Raw genomic sequence first — 18,255 nt, 5'->3', positions numbered from 1 at the left:
GAATTCAACTTTTGGTTGACGCTTGGCAGAAGTGGTCCTACTGTCGTGCCCATGGTCAGAGCAGACCGCGCAGCACAGGTGCTGCGGATCAGGGATCGCGGGGCCGCCGGCGCGGCTCCCGCCTCCTCACGGGAGCCGGGACGCCCGGCTCGTCGCGCGCCGAGCCCCGCAGAGCTCTCGGCACACCGGACCGGCGGACGTCACGGGGTTCGACGCCGCCTCGACCGCAGTCCCCTCTGTCGCCCCCGGCTCGCAGTGCGGCACCGGGCGCGAACGTGAGGAACCCCGCCGTGTGCCCGGGTCCGTCGTGGCAGCGACGGGGGCGTGCGGCGGGGTCCTCACGCACTCATCCACGGAAGGAAAGTGCGAAGTGAATTCTAGGCGTTCACGCGTCGTCGCGGCACTGGCCGCGACGTTCGCCCTGGCACTGCCGACGGCGGCCTCGGCCCACGACGGCGTCGATCACGGGTCCGAGGACGGCGCCGAGGCGGCGCTCGACTGGTCCAACTACGAGAAGATCCTCCTCTCCGAGAACACCGGCGAACCCATCGCCCTGGCCGTCATGCCCGACGGCAGCGTTCTGCACACGGCGCGCGACGGTTCGATCCGGCACACCGACCCCGCCACCGGCGTCACCGACGTGATCAACACCGTCGACGTGTACGCCAACTCCGAGGACGGGATGCAGGGCATCGCCCTGGCCCCGGACTTCGAGGAGTCCGGCTGGGTCTACCTCTACTACGCGCCGCGCGTCATGGAGGGGGAGGACTACCCCGAGACCACGCCGACCGGATCGGCACCCAACTCCCTGCCCGCCGGCGAGGACGAGTCCTACTGGGACCAGTGGAAGGGCTACAACCAGCTCTCCCGCGTGCAGTGGGACGCCGAGGCCGGGGCGCTCGACATGAGCAGCGAGCAGGACATCCTGCAGGTCGAGGTCCAGCGCGGGCAGTGCTGCCACGTGGGTGGTGACATCGACTTCGACGCGGACGGCAACGTCTATCTGTCGACCGGCGACAACACCCCGGCGGGGACGCCCGGCGCCAACGGGTTCGCGCCCAACAACAACGCGCCGGGCATGAACCCCGGGTTCGACTCGCGGCGCGGCGCCGGCAGCACGAACGACCTGCGGGGCGCGATCCTGCGGGTGCACGTCGAGGAGGACGGCAGCTACACGATCCCCGAGGGCAACCTGTTCGAGCCCGGCACGGAGGGCACCCGGCCGGAGATCTTCGTCATGGGGCTGCGCAACCCGTTCCGCATCGACGTCGACGACGTCACCGGTGCGGTGAGCTGGGGCGACTACGGCCCGGACTCCGGCGTCGCGAGCGACGAGCGCGGCCCGATGGGGTACGTGGAGTGGCAGAGCACCACCCAGCCGCTCAACGGCGGGTGGCCCTACTGCCACGGCCCGAACGCCAACTACAACGAGTGGGACTACGCCACGGCGACGCCGGGGCCCTGGTTCGACTGCGAGGCCGGCGCCGAGAACAACTCCACCTGGAACACCGGGCTCGACGTCCTGCCGCCGGCCACGGCTCCACAGGTCTACTACGGGGACAACCCGGGTGACCAGCCGTTCGACGAGTTCGTCGAGTTCGACGTCCAGGGCGGTCAGGGACCGATGGGCGGACCCACGTTCGCCTACGACCCGGAGGGCCCGGAGACGCAGTGGCCGGAGTACTGGGACGGCAAGGCGTTCATGTACGAGTTCTCCCAGGACTACATCGCCGCGCTGACCGTCCCGGACCGCGACGGTCCCGTGACGCACGTCGAGCACGTGCTGCCCAACGCGGCGCTGACCGACAACGTCCAGGCCATCACGGACGGCCCGATCGACATGGAGTTCGGTCCCGACGGGTCGCTGTACATCCTCGACTACGGCAACGGCTTCTTCCGGCAGAACCCGGAGGCGGGCCTGTACCGGGTCGACTACGCCGAGGGGAACAAGGCGCCGACCGCGCACATCGAGGCCGACCCGATCTCCTCGTCCGAGGCACCGCTGACCGTCACGCTGGACGGGTCCGGATCGAGCGACCCCGAGGGCGGCGAGCTCACCTACGAGTGGGACCTCGACGGTGACGGCACGTTCGACGAGACGGGCGTCGAGGTCAGCACGACCTACACCGAGCTCGGCCAGTACACGGTCCGCCTGCGGGTGACCGACCCCGGGGGGCGCATCGGTCTGACCTCGGAGCTGATCACCGTCGGCAACGTGGCACCCACGCTCACCGCGGAGTTCCCGCCGGACGGCGGGTTCTTCTCCTGGGGCGACGCCGTGCCGTACGCGTTCAGCACCACGGACCCGGAGGACGGGGACGAGACGGTGTGCTCGAACCTCAGCTGGACCTTCGGTCTGGGCCATGACACGCACGCCCACCCCGAGGTGCTCGGCAGCGGCTGCTCGGGTGCCTGGGCCACGCCGGCCGACGCCCCGGAGCACGGCGAGACGGAGAAGCTCTTCGGCGTCGTCGTCGCGACCTACACCGACCAGGGCAACGGAGACATCCCGCCCGCGCAGGACGAGGTGTCGCTCCTGCTCAACCCGTTCGTCCAGGAGGCGGAGCACGCCGACACGCTCGACGGCGTCGAGGTCGTCGCGGACGACACGGCAGGAGCGCTGTCCAAGGTCGCCTCGTTCGACGCGGGCGACCACCTCGCCTGGGACCCGGTGAACTTCGCCGGGATCGAGGGCGTCGAGGTCCGCGGGTCCGGAGACGGCACGATCGCACTCCGCTGGGGCGCGTCCGACGCCGAGCCGTTCGCCACGGCGGACTTCTCCTCCGGCGGCTGGTCCGCGGTGGCCGCCGACGTCACGACGTTCCCCGAGGGCACCGGCGAGCTGTTCGTGACCTCCACGGGCGGCGTCGAGCTCGACACCCTGACCTTCCAGGGGCCGGGCGTCACCGACGTCACCCCGCCCGAGGTCTCGGCCACGCTCGACCCGGCCGAGCCGACCGGCGCGAACGGCTGGTACACGGGCCCCGTCACGCTGACGCTCGACGCCACCGACAACGGTGCGATCGGCGACGGCGAGGTCTCCTACGACGGCGGCGAGACCTGGGAGAGCGTCCGGCACCCGTGGTTCGGCACCCTCCAGCCCGTCACCCTCGACTCCGACGGCGTGCACGAGGTGCTGTTCCGGGCGACCGACACCGGGGGCAACGTCTCCGAGGTCGGCTCCGTGACCGTCCGCATCGACACCACGGCCCCCGAGGTCGCGGTGACCGGTGTGGCCGACGGCGACGCGCTCGGATCCTCGCAGACCGTCGAGATCGGCGTCGAGGCGACCGACGCGACGTCGGGGGTCGACGCGAGCAGCGTGACGCTCGACGGTGAGGCCGTCGAGCCGGGCGAGCTCGACCTGTGGACGATCGACCTCGGCGAGCACGAGCTGGTCGTCGTCGCCACCGACGCGGCGGGCAACGAGACCGAGACGGTCGTGACGTTCACCGTCACGACGTCGTTCGACGACCTCGGCGCCCACCTCCACCGGCTGCGGGAGGACCGCGACCTGCGGTTCGCGGAGTTCGTCGTCCTCAAGGTCAACCTGAGGATCGCCGAGCTCCACGCCGACCGCGGACGAGACAAGCAGGCGGTGCGCGCCCTCGACCGTTTCCAGCGCTTCGCCGACGACGACGTCCTGATCCGGGACGCGAAGGCCCTCAAGGAGAGCCTCCGCTGACCGCATGCCGGTGGGGTGGGCGGGCCCCCACCCCACCGGCCCCTCGGGCGGCAGCGACCGCCCAGCGTTCCGACCCACCGGCACGAACCCCGCGACGACGACGTCGCACGACCCAGGAGGTACCTGTGAACCGCACCACGACCCACCGCCGCACTCTCGCGGCGACGGCGACCGCCCTGCTCGCCTTCGGGCTGCTCGGCGCCGGGCCCGCGACCGCACACGGCGGTGGCGACTCCCGAGCGAACCACCAGCAGCAGCGCGGCCACGGCCACGACCACGGCAAGGGCCACCAGCACGGCAAGGGCCACGGCCACGGCAAGGGCCACCACCACGGCAAGTGCAAGGACGGCCGCACGGTCCCCGAGAAGAAGATCGGGATCCAGCTGTACAGCTACCTCGGCTGGCAGAACGAGATCGGCATCGACGGCGTCATCGACGAGCTCGAGGAGGTCGGCCTGCGCAACGTGGAGCCGTTCGGGACCCCGGGCGGGTTCGGCTCGTACGAGGACTACAGCCCGGCGCAGTTCCGCACCGAGCTGCACGACCACGGCATGAAGGCGCCCAGCTCGCACGGCAGCACGGACGAGGCGACGTTCGACGTCACGCTCCAGTACGCCAAGGACCTGGGGCAGAAGTTCGTCGGGTCCGGCGGGTTCGCCGCGCCGGGGATCAGCGGCGGGTACGAGAACGTCGTCGCCACGGCCGAGACGATGAACCGCCTCGGCGAGCGGTCGGTGAAGAACGGTACCGGCAAGTTCTTCGGCCACAACCACGCCGGCGAGTTCCAGACGATGTACGCCGACCCCGACACGGGCGAGATGAAGAGCGCCTGGCACATCCTCGAGGAGCACACCGACCCGCGGTACGTGGCGTTCGAGGTCGACGTCTACTGGGCGACGGCGGCGGGCGTCGACGTGGTCGAGCTGCTCGAGGAGTACGGCGACCGCATCGACCTGCTGCACATCAAGGACGGCGTGGCCCCGTACGGCCGCGGCGACATCACCGACGTCGGCGAGGGCGACATCGACTGGGCCCCGATCCTGCGGGCCGCCCACGGCAAGATCGACTACTACATCCTGGAGCGGGACGGCGCCCCGAACAGCGCCGAGTTCGCGCAGGACAGCTTCGAGTACCTCTCGACGCTGCGCTACTGAGGACACGACAGGTCGTGGCGGGCGCCTCGGGGTTCCTCCCCGGGGCGCCCGCCCGCATCCGGGTCACAGCCGGTCCAGCCCGTCGAGGAGCGCGTCGGTCCACCAGGCGAAGTCGTGGCCGCCCGCCCACAGGTCGAACGTCACGTCGGCGCCGGCTTCGCGCGCCCGCTCGACGAACCTGCGCGCCTGGTGGGCCAGCATGTCCTCCTCGGCGCCGACCTGGACGTGCAGCCGGGTCCGCAGCGTCCGCCCCGCCAGCGAGCGCAACAGATCGCCGGGCCGGTCGGTGTCGCGCCGCAGCTCCTCGGCGGCCCGGAACTGGAAGGACCCGGACTGCACGACGGCCGAGCCCACCAGGTCCGGACGGGTGACCGCGAGCCCCGCGGCGGCCAGTCCGCCGAAGCTCACCCCGGCGGCCGTCACCCGGGACGGGTCGCCCAGCGCAGGGACCGTCGCGCCGAGCCGGTCCCGCACGCGCTCGACGAACGCGCCCACCCGCTCGGGGTGGGGGAGCAGGTCGGCGCGCTCCTGACCGGAGCCGCTGTCCACGAGGACGACGGCGAGCTCGCCGTCCCGGTGGGCCAGCGCTGTCCGCAGCCCGGCGGACTCCCACATCGCGCCGTCGAACAGCACGAGCGCGTGCGGTGCCGCGACGTCGCCCAGCAGCACCACGGGGCGGCCGGCCACCCGGGTCTCCTGGCGCGCGACCCTCCCGCCGGGTGCCGCAGGTCCGGCCGCGGTGCCGCCGGTCCGGGTGGTCGACCGTGCCGCGGCCCACGCCGGGTGCGACCGCGCGGCAGGCATCCGCAGCACGCTGGACGCCGCGCCGTGGGGGTGGAACAGCTCCTCGGGGCAGCGTGGGTCGGGACGCCCGGCCTCGTGGATCCCGAACCAGCCGGACCGCGTGGTGCCGGCGTCCCGGTCGATCGACGGCGCGACGACGAACCGGTAGCTGGCCACCAGGTCGTCCGGCAGCAGGTAGGTGACGTGGGTGACGTCGGTGCCCGGCACGCGTTCGAGCAGCGCCGGCTCCAGGTCGGTGCGGTGCCGGTCGGTGAGCGAGTTGACGTGCACCAGCGCCTCGTGGCCCGCCGGAACCTGTGCGAGGAAGGTCACCGGGCGGACCTGCTGCCCGTCGAGCGTCTCCGCCGGGCCGACCACCGGCGTCGTCCCCAGGGACTCCCAGAACCGCGGACGGCGGGCGTCCGCTGCGACCCACCCGACGTCCACCCGCGCCGGGGCGTCACCGACGCGGGGTGCCGCCGTCGTCTCCCGCACGATCATCGCGTCCTCCGTCCCAGTGCCACGACCATCGGCGTGCCGGCCACCGGGTCCGGAACCACCCGGCAGGGCAGACCGAACACCCGCTCGACGAGCGCGGCGTCCAGCACCTCGGACGGGCCCCCTTCGGCGACGACCGCGCCGTCGTGCATCACGACGAGGTGGTCGGCGTACCGGGCCGCCTGCTGCAGGTCGTGCAGCACCGCGACGACGGTGACGCCGTGGTCCTCGTTCAGCTCCCGGCAGAGCTCGAGCACCTCGAACTGGTGGCCGATGTCGAGGAACGTGGTCGGCTCGTCGAGCAGCAGGATCGGGGTGTCCTGGGCGAGCACCGTGGCGATCCACACCCGCTGGCGCTGCCCGCCGGAGAGCTCGTCGAGCTGCCGGTCCGCCAGGTCGGCCACCCCGGCCGCGTCCAGCGCGCGCCGCACCGCGGCGGCGTCGGCGTCGGACCACGGGCGGAAGAAGGTCTGGTGCGGGAACCGGCCGCGCCCGACGAGGTCGGCCACGGTGATCCCCTCGGGCGCCTCGGCGCCCTGGGGGAGCAGCGCGATCCGCCGCGCGACCTCCTTGGTACCGAGGTCGCCCAACGGGGTGCCGTCCAGCCTCACGACGCCGGAGGTCGGGGCGAGCACGCGGCTCAGCGCCCGCAGCAGGGTCGACTTGCCGCAGGCGTTGGGCCCGACGATCGCCGTGACCTTCCCGTCGGGGATCGCGACGTCGAGGTCACGTGTCACGGTCCGGTCGCCGTAGCGCAGGGTGAGGCGGGTGCCGGTGAGGCGCGGCGGCGCGGGGGCGACGGCTGCCGGTGCGCCGGCACGTGCGTCGGGTCGGGTGTACGTGGTCATCGCCACCTGCTTCGTGTGAGGAGCCAGAGGAGGTAGACGCCACCGAGGACGCCCGTCATGAGGGCGACCGGCACACGGAGCCCGAGGGGGAGGGACTGCGCGGCGAGGTCGGCGGCGAGCAGCAGGACCGCGCCGCTCAGTGCGGACAGCGCGAACGGCGTCGCCGGGGTGCGGGCGATCCGCCGGACCAGGTGGGGGGCGGCCAGCGCGACGAAGGAGATGGGTCCGGCCGCGGCCGTCGCCGCGGCGGCGAGCCCGGTCGCGGCCATCATCGCGACGATGCGGACCCCCTGGACCCGCACCCCGACCTGGCCGGCGAAGTCGTCCCCGAGCTCCATGACCACGAGATGGCGGGACAGCACGGCGATGACGGGCACCATCGCGGCCAGCCCGACGACGGCCACGAGCGTGTCCGACCAGCCGATGGCCGTGAGCGACCCGACGAGCCAGAGCTGGGCGGCGATCGCCTCCTGCCCGTCCACGCGGGTGAGTACCAGCGAGTTCACGGCCTGCAGGAACGCCCCGGCGCCGATCCCGACGAGGACGAGCCGGTAGCCCGCGGACCCGTCGGCACGCCGGGACAGCAGCAGGACGGCCACGGCGGTGACCAGGCCACCCACCACGGCCGCGACGGAGACGGCACCGGGCCGGGCGTCGAAGAGCGTCAGGGCGACCACGGCGCCCGTGGCGGCACCCGTGACGAACCCGATGAGGTCGGGAGAGCCCAGCGGGTTGCGGGAGATCGACTGGAAGACCGCACCGGACAGGCCGAGGGCGGCACCGATGACGACGGCGGCGACCACCCGCGGCAGGCGGACGCGCCACAGGATCTGGGCGCCGTCGCCGCCGCCGAGCGCGGTGAGCACCTCACCGACGCCCAGCGGGGTGGAGCCGGTCATCAGACCGAGCAGGACGAGGCCGGCCAGCAGCGTCCCGCCGACGACGCCGGTCACGACGGCGCGGCGGGACCTTCGGCGGGAGCGCGGGGCGACGGCGTCCGCCGGTGCGGCCGGGGACAGGATGGCGGTCACAGGTACCTCACAGCCGGGGCACGCGGCGTCGCCGCACGATGCCGACGAAGACGGGGGCGCCGAGGAGGGCGCAGACGATGGAGGCCTCGAGCTCGCTCGGCAGCACGACGAGCCGCCCCACGACGTCGGCCGCCAGGAGGACGGCCATCGCCAGGACGATCCCGAGCGGCAGGATGCGACGGTAGTCCGGCCCGACGATCGCACGGGCGGTCAGCGGGGCGACGAGCCCGACGAAGGCGATGGGTCCGGCCGCGGCGGTGGCGGTGCCGGCGAGCAGGACGACGGCGGCACCGGCGGCGAGCCAGGCGCGCCGCGGGTGCACGCCGAGCGCACGGCCGAGGTCACCACCGAGCGCGAGCGCGTTCAGCGAGCGGGTCAGACCGAGGGCCAGGACGAGCCCGACGCCGACGAGGGCCACCGTGGGCGCCAGGACGTCGGCGGCCGGCCCCTGGAAGGATCCGGCGTCCCAGAAGCGAAACCGCTCGAAGATCCGCGGGTAGCTGACCAGCAGCGCCGAGGTGTAGGCGCCGAGCACGGCCGTCAGTGCGACGCCCGCCAGCACGAGGCGGACGGGGTTGCCGCCCCCGCCGGACGCACCCCCCAGCGTGTGGACCGCGACGGCCGCGACCGCCGCGCCCGCCAGGGCGAACAGGAACGACCAGTCCGTGAGCGCGCCGGTGAGCACGGCACCCGTGACCACGCCCGCCGCGGCCCCGGCGTTGATCCCGAGCAGGCCGGGCTCGGCGAGCGGGTTGCGGGTCATCGCCTGCATGACGGTGCCGGCGGCACCGAGGGCCGCGCCGACCACGAGGATCAGGACGGTCCGCGGGATCCGCAGGATCTGCACGGTCCGGTGCTCGTCGTCGGTGGGGTCGGGGTGCAGCACCGCGTCGAGCACGGTGCCCGGCGCGATGGAGCGCGAGCCGAGCGCCACGGACGCGACGACGAGGACGAGCAGCAGGACCACGGCACCGGCCACCACCCAGCGCCGGCGGACTGCCGGGGGCGGGGTCCTGGTCGCGGTGCTGAGCATGCTGCTCGTCCTCCTTCGTGGCGGGCGCGGCGCCGGTCAGGCGCCGAAGGCCTCGGTGACGGCGTCGACCACGCCGAGCGCGGAGTAGTAGTCGATGCGGAAGGACGTGACACCGAGCGGCTCGATCACGCCGTCGGTGACGGCCGGGGCGGAGGCGAACAGGGGCTCGGTGCGCAGGTCCTCGGCGGTGTCCTCGTCGCCGAACACGACCAGGACGGTCGGGGCGGTGAGGTGCTCGACGGTGTTCTCGATGGACACGAAGGCCCAGTCCTCGCGGGCCCCCTCGGCCGTGTCGACGTCGTCCGGGACGCCGACGACGTCGAACCCGAGCGCGGTGAGGATCTCGGCGTGCGGACCGCCCGGCTTGCCGATCGCGGCGTCCTCGGTGCTGCCGTTGTAGACGACGAGGTTGGTCTCGCCCTCGGGCACGGTGATCGATGCGGCGGCGTCGGCGACGTACGAGTCGTACTCGGCGATGGTGGCCTCGGCCTGGTCGGCCAGGCCGGTGGCGTCACCGAGGTAGGTCGCGACCTCCTGCCAGGACTTGTCCGAGTAGTCGACCACGATGGTCGGGGCGATCTCGGAGAGCTGGTCGTAGGCCTCGATCGTGGCGTCGGCGCCGGTGGACGACGCGACGATGAGGTCGGGGTCGGCGGCGATGACGGCCTCGAGGTCCAGCTCGAGGTCCGGGTAGGCGACCTCGACCCCGCGCTCGGCGGCGACGTCGGCCCACTGGGTGAAGAAGCCGTTCGCGTCGGTCAGGCCGTCGTCGCTCGCCGTGGTCGCGGCGGAGGCGACGACGGGGGCGTCGATCGCCAGCAGGGTGCCGGTCAGCGTGATCGAGGTGGACACGATGCGCTCGGGTGCCGCCTCGAGCTCGGTCGATCCGGCCTCGTGCTCGACGGTTCGGGGCCACTCGCCGGCGTCCGCGGTGGAGTCGGCGCTCCCGGCGGGATCGGCGGCCGGCTCGTCCGCTCCGCAGGCGGCCAGGCCGAGCGTCAGGGCGGCTGCGCCGACGAGCGCGGCGGCACGGGTGAGGGTGCGGTGCATGGGTTTCCTCTCGGGTGTCGACGACGGCGACGGTCGCGTCGTCGGGTGGGTCAGTCCTCGTCGGGGTCGAGGGGCGCGTGGTGGTCGAGGTCCGCGACGCAGGCCTTCCAGTAGCCGTCGACGTCGACCCGGGCCTTCTCGACGCCGAGCGTGCGGATCAGGTGGCGGCGGGCCGCGACGAGCTGCCGGGCCTCGCCGGCCACGAAGACGAACGTGTCCGCGGTGACGCGGGCCGTGCGCAGCGCCTCGGCGAGCGTCTCGCCGGCGGTGCGGTGCACCCAGCGCAGCGCGAGGTTCTCCCGGGCGGGCAGCGGCTGCTCGGACGAGCGGTCCGCGACCTCGACGACCGCCTCGACCTCGACGTCGGCGGGCAGCTCCTCGAGGAACCGTGCGACGGCGGGGATCGCCGTGTCGTCGGCACCGAGCACGTACCGGCGGTAGCCGACCGGGAAGTGGATCGACCCGCGGGGGCCGAGGGAGGCGATGCGGTCGCCCGGCGCGGCGGCGGCCGCCCAGCGGCCGGCGGTGCCGTGCTCGTGGGTGACCATGTCGATCGTCAGGGTGCCGGGGCCGGCGGCGCGCACGGTGTAGTCGCGCAGGATCGGCGCCGGGCCGTCGGGTCGCACGGGCCGGTCGTCGATCACCGTGGGGACGCGCAGGACCCCGGCGTCGTCGGGGAACGCGAGCTTGACGTGGTCGGTGGGCGCCATCGGCACCGCCGGGACGTCGGCATCGCCGTCGGCGAGCGCGAGGTCGATCCGCCGCATGGTCGCCGACAGGTCCGTGACCGCGGTGACCGTCAGGGTGCGGACGTGCAGCGGCTGCAGGGTCCGGTGGGTGGTGGGCGTCGACGTCGGGACGGTCACGGGGGCGTCTCCTGGAGATCGGTGGTCGGGATGGTCGGGATGGCGACGCTCCGAGACTAGGGCGCCGACCAAGGTTTGCCTAGCCTTAGTGAGGTGAGGTAAACCTCACTGAGGTTCTCCTTGCCTTACCTTGCCCGTCGGTGTCCCACCCGGGCCAGGGCCGCCCACCATCTGAGACCCGGAGTCATATGCCCCGCCCCGTCCTGCGCCTCGGCCTCTCCCTGTCACCGACCTGGCTGCGCGGCGCCGCGTGGCGTCGCGAGGACAGCCGCGTCGAGGACCTCTACACCGCCCGCGACCTCGTCCGCGCCGCCGTCGACGCGGAGGCCGCAGGCGTCGACTTCGTCTTCAAGCCCGACGCGCCCTCGCTCGACGTCGCGGCGCTCGCCGGCGACCCCGGCTTCAGCGGGCCGGAACCCACGGTGCTGCTCACCGCCGTCGCCGCCGTGACGTCGCGGATCGGCCTGGTCACGACGGTCTCGACGACGTTCGCGCACCCGTACGCCACCGCGCGGACGCTGTACTCGCTCGACCAGCTCAGCGGCGGGCGGGTCGGCTGGAACGCCGTCACCGCGCTCGGCGGGCACGAGCAGTACCTGCGCGGCGAGATGCCGAGCTCGTCCGAGCGCTACGCCCGGGCGCTCGAGCTCGTCGACGTCGTGCAACGGCTCGGCGAGAGCTTCCCGCCCGAGGCAGTGATCGTGGACCGGGAGCAGGGCCGGTACGCCGACGTCGGGCTGATCCGGAGGATCGATCACGACGGTGATCACTTCCGGGTCGCGGGTCCGCTGACGACGCCGGCCCGCGGCCGGTTGCCTCTGCTCCAGGCCGGAGGTTCCCCGGCCGGGCGGGACCTCGCCGCCCGGGTCGCCGACGGCGTGTTCGCCGCGACGCCGGACGCCGACGACGGCGTGGCGCTGCGCCGGGACCTCGCCACGCGAGCCGTCGCCCACGGTCGCGACGCCGACGCCGTCGCCGTGCTGCCCGGGCTGAGCCTCTTCCTCGCCGGCACCAGGCCCGCCGCTCGTGAGCTGTTCGAGCGCAGCGCCGGACGGCGCGGTGCCGCTCACTGGACCGTCGTCGGGACGCCGGACGACGCGGCCGAGCAGATCGCGGACCGGGCGGCCGCCGGTGCGCTCGACGGCGTCATCGCGCTGCCGGGCGGATCGGTCGACTCGCTGCGGTTGTTCCTGCAGGAGGTCGTCCCGGCACTGGACGCCGCGGGCCTGCACGCCGGGGGTCGCCCCTGGTGGTGACGGTGCCGGCGCGGGCCGGACCTGCCGACCCGGACCATCGTCGGGCACGCCCCCGGTACCCGTGCCAAGGTGGGTCCGTCCGCCGATCCGTCCCTGATCGCCCGTCGCGGGGGTCCACGTGGCACAGCAGCAGGAGCAGAGGTCCGCGCCCGCCGCGGGCACGGTCGGCGTCCTGACGCTGACCGCGATGGTGGTCGGGTCGATGGTCGGCGCCGGCGTGTTCTCCCTGCCGCGCCGCTTCGCGCAGGAGACGGGGGTGTCCGGCGCCCTCATCGCCTGGGCCGTGGCCGGCACCGGGATGCTCATGCTCGCGCTGGTCTTCCAGCGGCTCGCGGTGCGCAGGCCCGAGCTGGACGCCGGCGTCTTCGCCTACGCCAAGGCCGGGTTCGGCGAGTACACGGGCTTCTTCTCCGCGGCCGGGTACTGGGCCAGCGCGTGCGTCGGCAACGTCACCTACTGGGTGCTGATCATGTCCACGCTGGGCGAGTGGGTCCCGGCGCTCGGTGCGGGGGACACGGTGCTCGCCGTCGGGCTCTCGTCGGTCGGGCTGTGGCTGTTCTTCCTGCTGGTCCGGCGCGGGATCCACGAGGCCACGGCGATCAACAGGATCGTCACGGTGGCCAAGCTCATCCCCATCGTCGTCTTCGTCCTGCTCGCGCTGTTCGTCATGGACCCGTCGGTGTTCGCCGGCAACTGGGAGGTCCGGTCCTACGGGTCGCTCTTCGACCAGGTCCGCGACACGATGCTCGTCACCGTCTTCGTGTTCCTCGGCGTGGAAGGTGCCAGCGTCTACTCGCGGCACGCGCGCCGGCGCGAGGACGTGGGCCGTGCGACGCTGCTCGGCTTCCTCAGCGTCCTGGCGGTCTTCGCCTCGGTGACGATCGTGTCCTACGGGATCCTGCCGGCCGAGCAGATCGCCGCGCTGCGCCAGCCGTCCATGGCCGGCGTGCTCGACGCCGCCGTCGGCGAGTGGGGCACGGTGTTCGTCAGCGTCGGGCTGATCGTCTCGGTGCTCGGCGCCTACTTGGCCTGGACGCTCATGGCCGCAGAGGTGCTGTACGTCGCCGCGAAGGACCGCGACATGCCCCGGTTCCTGGCCCGCTCGACGGACCGTGACGTGCCGGTGGCCGCCCTGGTGCTGACCACGGTGCTGTCGCAGGTGGTGCTCGTGGTGACGCTGTTCAGCGCGGACGCGTTCGACTTCGCGCTCGACCTCACGGCCGCCATGTCGATCATCCCCTTCCTGCTGGCGGCGGCCTACGCGCTCAAGCTGCGGGTCACCCGGGAGACCTACGACGACGCCGGCCGCGGCACGCTCGGCCGTGACCTCGCCGTCGCCGTGCTGGCCACGGTGTACACGCTGTTCCTCGTGTTCGCCGCCGGCGTCGAGTTCCTGCTGGTCTCCTTCATCTTCTACGCGCCGGCCACGATCCTGTTCGCGATGACCCGCCGCGAGCGGGGCCGGCGGGTGTTCTCGCCCGCCGAGCTCGTGCTGTTCCTGGCCGTGACGGCCGGAGCGGTGGTCGGCGTCGTCGGGCTGTCGACCGGCTGGATCACCCTGTGAGAGGAGAACGACGGTGACGGAAGCGACCGGAACGGTGAGCCCCGGGGTCCACTCGGAGGTGGGCCGGCTGCGCAAGGTGCTGGTGTGCTCGCCGGGCCTCGCGCACGAGCGCCTCACGCCGTCGAACAGCGACGACCTGCTGTTCGACGACGTCATGTGGGTGGAGGCGGCCCAGCGCGACCACCTGGACTTCGTGAACAAGCTGACGAACCGCGGCGTCGAGGTCGTGGAGCTGCACGACCTGCTGGCCGGGACGATGGCCATCCCCGAGGCGCGCGGCTGGTTGCTGGACCGCAAGGTGATCCCCAACCGCGTCGGCCTGGGCCTGGTGGACGGCACGCGCGAGTACCTCGACTCGCTCCCGCCCGGGGAGCTGGCCCGGTTCCTTCTCGGCGGGCTGTCCACCGCCGACCTGCCCGACGACTACCGCACCGGCTACGTCTCCCTGGCGCACCAGTCGCCGGACGCCCGCGAGTACCTGCTGCCGCCCTTGCCCAACACCCTGTACACCCGGGACACCACGTGCTGGATCTACGGCGGGCTCACGCTCAACCCGCTGTACTGGCCGGCGCGCAAGGAGGAGACGCTGCTGATGAAGGCGATCTACTCCTTCCACCCCGACTACCGGGACGCCACGGTGTGGTGGGGCGACCCGGAGGTCGAGTGGGCGCAGGCCTCCCTGGAGGGCGGCGACGTCATGCCCGTCGGGGGCGGCGTCGTCCTCGTCGGGATGAGCGAGCGCACCTCGCGGCAGGCCATCAGCCAGCTCGCCAAGGCGTTGTTCGACGCCGGAGCGGCCCGGCAGGTGGTCGTGGCCGGCATGCCCCGGCTGCGCGCCGCGATGCACCTGGACACGGTGTTCACGTTCGCCGACCGCGACCTCGTCACGGTGCACCCGCAGATCGTGGACGGCATCCACCCCTACGTGCTCTACCCGAGCGACCGGTCGCCCGGCGTCGAGGTGGTCGACGCCCGCGGCAAGTCCTTCGTCGCCGTGGTCGCGGAGGCCATGGGGCTCCCGCGCCTGCGCGTCGTCGAGACCGCGGGCGACGTCTACGCCTCGGAGCGCCAGCAGTGGGACTCCGGCAACAACGCCGTCGCGCTCGAGCCGGGGGTGGTGTTCACCTACGACCGCAACACCCAGACCAACGCGGCGCTGCGGAGAGCCGGGGTGGAGGTCATCACGATCGTGGGTGCGGAGCTCGGCCGGGGGCGTGGGGGCGGGCACTGCATGACGTGCCCGATCGTGCGGGACCCGCTCGACTGACCGGAGCGGCGTCCGGGGACCAGCCTCGCGGCGGTGATCTCGAAGGGCTCCTCGGTGTCCCCGGACCCGTCATCGCAGCCGAGCCTCAGGCCACCATGGCGCGCGCCAGCTCGGCGCATGTCGCCGTCACGTCGTCCCACTTCCACCACCGCTTCGCCAGGCCCTTGTAGCGAGGGAGCTCGGGGATGACGGCAGCGTCCTTCGGCTCCGGAGCGGCGAGCTGAGCGGCGACCTGGGTGGCGACGGGGGACTCGTCGTGCAGCAGGTCGGCGTAGTAGTCGTCGATCCCGATCAGCACGCGGGCGGCATGATCGGTTCCGGCCGCTGCGGCGAGCGCCGCGACGTCGAGGTAGTCGCGCACCTGGTTCCGCTTGACGACGAGGAAGGCCTTGATGCGCAGGATCTCCTCGAACGTCGGAGCGTTCAGGGTGCGACCCGAGGGCAGTCGGACCTGTTCGGTCTCGAGCGGCCGGGTGCGGATGAGCTGGCGTAGTCCGGACTCGATGCCGCCGAGCTCGCCGAGGATGATCTTTCCGGGACGGACCCGGTTGGTCAGCCACTCACCTTCCCGTTCGAGGGCGTCGAGGATGATGTCGAAGCGGTCGCGCAGGTCGACGAGCACATGGTCATGGTCGACGGAGAGTCGGTGCCGCGCGTGCAGCGCCGCGGCGGTGCCGCCGACGAGGACGGCGTCGGGGACGATCTCCCGCAGTCTCGCGGCCGATTCCACGAGCTCTTCGAGGGTCGGGACGTCCTGCGGGTCGGTGGCGTCCCTGGCAGATGGCATACACTTATCGTATCTGATAAGGAGGCTCACATGCTCCGGTTCCGCAACATCGACGCCAGCCCGGAGGACCCGGTGTCGACCTGGGGGGTCGAGGGGCTGGCCACCGCCCTGGAGCGGGGGTACCTGCCGCACTGGCAACGCATCGCACGTGCGGTCCGCGCCGAGCCGTACGGCGCCGTGGCTCGTCAGCTCGAGACGGCGCTCACCGTCGTCGAGCCGAACGGTGCCACCGCCCTGCTGTCGGACGTGCTCGTGCAGGCCCGGGAGAGCGACCGGGCGGCCGTCGCCCGGGGACTTCGCGAGCACCTCCGCCGGTCCGGGCTCACGGCCCAGGACCTCGCGGTGGCCGTCGGCACGTCGCCCTCCCGGCTGTCGACGTACCTCACCGGCCGTGTCGTGCCCTCGGCCGCCATCGCGCGGCGCATCGAGCGGGTCGCCGAGGAGCACGCGCGCCGTGGCCGGATCCACCCCGGTGGCGCGCTCGGGAGCCCCGCCGCCTGACGGGCCCGCGCACCGCCTACCGTGCCCCGTCCGGCTCCGCGGCCTCCAGCGCCTCGATGGCGCCGATCAGCGTGGCGGCGTCGTGCGGTCCCTGGTGGCGCTGCCCGTCGAGGAAGAACGTCGGGGTGCCCTGGGCCCCGCTCGCCCGCGCGCTCTCGGCGTGGTCGGCGACGCGGGCGTGCAGGGCCTCGTCGACGAGGTCGGCGTCGAACTGCTCCGGGTCCAGCCCGAGCTGGTCCGCGTAACCCCGCAGGTCCTCGGCCTCGAGCGCCGACTGGTTCGCGAACAGCAGGTCGTGCATCTCCCAGAAGCGGTCCTGGCGGGCGGCCGCCTCGGCGGCCACCGCCGCGAGGCGGGCGTGCGGGTGCACGTCGTCCAGCGGCAGGTGCCGCACCACGTAGCGGACGCGTCCGTCGAGCTCGGCCTGCAGCTCGCGCCACATGCCCGTGGCGCGCATGCAGAAGGGGCACTCGAAGTCCAGGTACTCCACGATCGTGTGCGGCGCGTCCGGGTTGCCGCGCAGGTGGTCGAGGCGCACGTCGACCGGCGGATCGAGCATCGTCGGCAGGTCGGCGCTCTCCTCGCCCCATCGCACCCGGGCCAGCCGGAACAGCGCCCATGCGACCGCGGAGGCGAGCACGAGCGCGAGCAGCACGCCGACCGTGGCGGCCTGCACCTGCGACTCGTCGTCGAACGCCAGGTCGATCACCAGCAGCGACACGGTGAACCCGATCCCGCACAACGCCGCGCCGCCGAGCACGCTGCCGTGCCCGACGCCGTCGGGCAGCGTCCCGAGCCCCGCCTTGACCGCCGCCCAGGTGCCGAGGCTGATGCCGACCAGCTTGCCGACCACGAGCCCCGCGACCACGCCCCACGTGATCGACGAGGCCAACGCCTCGCCGAGCGCCCCGCCGCGCAGGTCGATCCCGGCGTTGGCGAGGGCGAACAGGGGCACGACGACCACGTTGACCGGGGTGTTGAGCACCTCGTGGAGCCGGTGGTTGACCGAGATCGAGCGGGACAGGCCGAGGTGCACCTCCCGGGCCACGCCCGCGCTCGGCGACTGCCAGTAGGCCCGGTACAGGCTCTTGGTGCGCACGACGTCGTCGCGCCGGGTCAGGGCGGCCGGCACCAGCAGCCCGGCCAGCATGCCGGCGATCGACGGGTGGACGCCGGCCTGCACCGTCGCGCCCCACAGCACCACGACCACGAGGACGTAGGGGGCGCTGCGCCACTCGCGCATCCGCCCGAGCAGCCACAGCACGCCGAGGCAGGCGGCGGCGACCAGCAGGGGGACGATCCGGACGTCCTCGGAGTAGACGACGCCGATGATCGTCACCGCGAGGAAGTCGTCCACCACGGACAGGGTCAGCAGGAACACGCGCAGCTGGTTGGACATGCGCGGCCCCACCAGCGCCAGCACGCCGAGCAGGAACGCCGTGTCCGTGCCGACGACGGCGCCCCAGCCGTGCGGAGCGGTGCCGCCGGCGATCGCCAGGTAGATCACCGCGGGCACCACGACCCCGGCCGTGCCCGCCACGAGCGGCACCAGGCGCTGGCTGCGCCGCCGCAGCGACCCGACCGTCAGCTCCTGACGCACCTCGAGCCCGACGACGAAGAAGAACAGCACCATCAGCCCGTCGTTGACCCAGTGGTGCAGGTCCATGTCGAAGCCGAGGTCACCGATGTCGACGTCGACCGGGATCTCCCACAGGTGCGTGTAGGACTCCGAGAAGGGGGAGTTGGCCCACAGCAGGGCGAACAGCGTGACCGACAGCAGCAGCACGGCCGCACCGGTGTCGGTGCGCAGCCGGCGGGTGAGATCGAGTCGGGCCATGTCGCCTCCTTCGTGACCTGCCGGGAGCGTACGACGACGGCGCCGCGGCTGCTCGCGCGGTCCCGGCACACGCTCCGCCCGCCGTGGTCACCGGT

Annotated in this window: 14 protein-coding genes; 6 read left to right on the top strand and 8 right to left on the bottom strand. The window is 73.1% G+C overall.

The window, feature by feature from the left end; translation table 11 throughout:
* The first annotated feature begins 370 nt into the window (after window positions 1-370).
* Together ACIQLL_RS03755 and ACIQLL_RS03750 are read left to right on the top strand one after the other, a co-directional pair.
* On the top strand, window positions 371-3,685 hold the full coding sequence (locus ACIQLL_RS03755) for a PQQ-dependent sugar dehydrogenase (RefSeq protein ID WP_402463450.1): 3,315 nt from the start codon (window positions 371-373) through the stop codon (window positions 3,683-3,685).
* 125 nt (window positions 3,686-3,810) lie between these two features.
* A complete protein-coding gene (locus ACIQLL_RS03750; protein ID WP_402463447.1) occupies window positions 3,811-4,839 on the top strand; it encodes a sugar phosphate isomerase/epimerase family protein in 1,029 nt (342 codons plus the stop codon).
* Window positions 4,840-4,902: 63 nt separating this feature from the next.
* On the opposite strand, the gene ACIQLL_RS03745 is transcribed toward ACIQLL_RS03750, so the two are convergent.
* The 6 genes from ACIQLL_RS03745 to ACIQLL_RS03720 are packed head-to-tail and all read right to left on the bottom strand — an operon-like array spanning window position 4,903 to window position 10,948.
* Window positions 4,903-6,123, bottom strand: a complete 1,221-nt coding sequence (locus ACIQLL_RS03745) for an enterochelin esterase domain-containing protein (RefSeq protein WP_402463444.1) — start codon at window positions 6,121-6,123, stop codon at window positions 4,903-4,905.
* On the bottom strand, window positions 6,120-6,968 hold the full coding sequence (locus tag ACIQLL_RS03740; RefSeq protein ID WP_402463441.1) for an ABC transporter ATP-binding protein: 849 nt from the start codon (window positions 6,966-6,968) through the stop codon (window positions 6,120-6,122). Before ACIQLL_RS03740 ends, ACIQLL_RS03745 begins: the two co-directional genes overlap by 4 nt.
* On the bottom strand, window positions 6,965-7,999 hold the full coding sequence (locus tag ACIQLL_RS03735; RefSeq protein ID WP_402463438.1) for a FecCD family ABC transporter permease: 1,035 nt from the start codon (window positions 7,997-7,999) through the stop codon (window positions 6,965-6,967). Before ACIQLL_RS03735 ends, ACIQLL_RS03740 begins: the two co-directional genes overlap by 4 nt.
* 7 nt (window positions 8,000-8,006) lie before the next feature.
* A complete protein-coding gene (locus ACIQLL_RS03730) occupies window positions 8,007-9,032 on the bottom strand; it encodes a FecCD family ABC transporter permease (protein WP_402463435.1) in 1,026 nt (341 codons plus the stop codon).
* Window positions 9,033-9,068: 36 nt separating this feature from the next.
* Complete coding sequence (fepB, locus tag ACIQLL_RS03725) at window positions 9,069-10,082, bottom strand: Fe2+-enterobactin ABC transporter substrate-binding protein (RefSeq protein ID WP_402463432.1); 1,014 nt, start codon at window positions 10,080-10,082, stop codon at window positions 9,069-9,071.
* A gap of 50 nt (window positions 10,083-10,132) precedes the next feature.
* Window positions 10,133-10,948 (bottom strand): siderophore-interacting protein, encoded by an 816-nt coding sequence (locus tag ACIQLL_RS03720; RefSeq protein ID WP_402463430.1) that lies wholly within the window; start codon window positions 10,946-10,948, stop codon window positions 10,133-10,135.
* 188 nt (window positions 10,949-11,136) lie between these two features.
* Here ACIQLL_RS03720 and ACIQLL_RS03715 point away from each other — a divergent pair, with 188 nt between their 5' ends.
* From ACIQLL_RS03715 to ACIQLL_RS03705, 3 genes are all read left to right on the top strand, one after another.
* On the top strand, window positions 11,137-12,204 hold the full coding sequence (locus ACIQLL_RS03715; RefSeq protein ID WP_402463427.1) for an LLM class flavin-dependent oxidoreductase: 1,068 nt from the start codon (window positions 11,137-11,139) through the stop codon (window positions 12,202-12,204).
* A 118-nt stretch (window positions 12,205-12,322) separates the two neighbouring features.
* Window positions 12,323-13,768: a basic amino acid/polyamine antiporter gene (locus tag ACIQLL_RS03710; protein ID WP_402463424.1), complete on the top strand. Its 1,446-nt coding sequence runs from the start codon at window positions 12,323-12,325 to the stop codon at window positions 13,766-13,768.
* A gap of 13 nt (window positions 13,769-13,781) precedes the next feature.
* The gene (locus tag ACIQLL_RS03705; protein WP_402463421.1) at window positions 13,782-15,035 is read left to right on the top strand and encodes an arginine deiminase; all 1,254 of its coding nucleotides are present in this window, start codon (window positions 13,782-13,784) and stop codon (window positions 15,033-15,035) included.
* An 85-nt stretch (window positions 15,036-15,120) separates the two neighbouring features.
* On the opposite strand, the gene ACIQLL_RS03700 is transcribed toward ACIQLL_RS03705, so the two are convergent.
* Window positions 15,121-15,822 (bottom strand): hypothetical protein, encoded by a 702-nt coding sequence (locus ACIQLL_RS03700; protein WP_402463419.1) that lies wholly within the window; start codon window positions 15,820-15,822, stop codon window positions 15,121-15,123.
* Window positions 15,823-15,852: 30 nt separating this feature from the next.
* On the opposite strand from ACIQLL_RS03700, the gene ACIQLL_RS03695 reads away from it, so the two are divergent.
* A complete protein-coding gene (locus ACIQLL_RS03695) occupies window positions 15,853-16,323 on the top strand; it encodes a helix-turn-helix domain-containing protein (protein WP_402463416.1) in 471 nt (156 codons plus the stop codon).
* 16 nt (window positions 16,324-16,339) lie between these two features.
* On the opposite strand, the gene nhaA is transcribed toward ACIQLL_RS03695, so the two are convergent.
* A complete protein-coding gene (gene nhaA, locus ACIQLL_RS03690) occupies window positions 16,340-18,160 on the bottom strand; it encodes a Na+/H+ antiporter NhaA (protein ID WP_402463412.1) in 1,821 nt (606 codons plus the stop codon).
* Between the last annotated feature and the right edge of the window lie 95 nt (window positions 18,161-18,255).

The organism is Isoptericola aurantiacus (assembly GCF_044769875.1).
Taxonomy (GTDB): Bacteria; Actinomycetota; Actinomycetes; order Actinomycetales; family Cellulomonadaceae; genus Isoptericola; species Isoptericola aurantiacus.
Note: the sequence above shows the minus strand (reverse complement) of the source record. Positions and strands in the feature narration are given on the sequence as shown.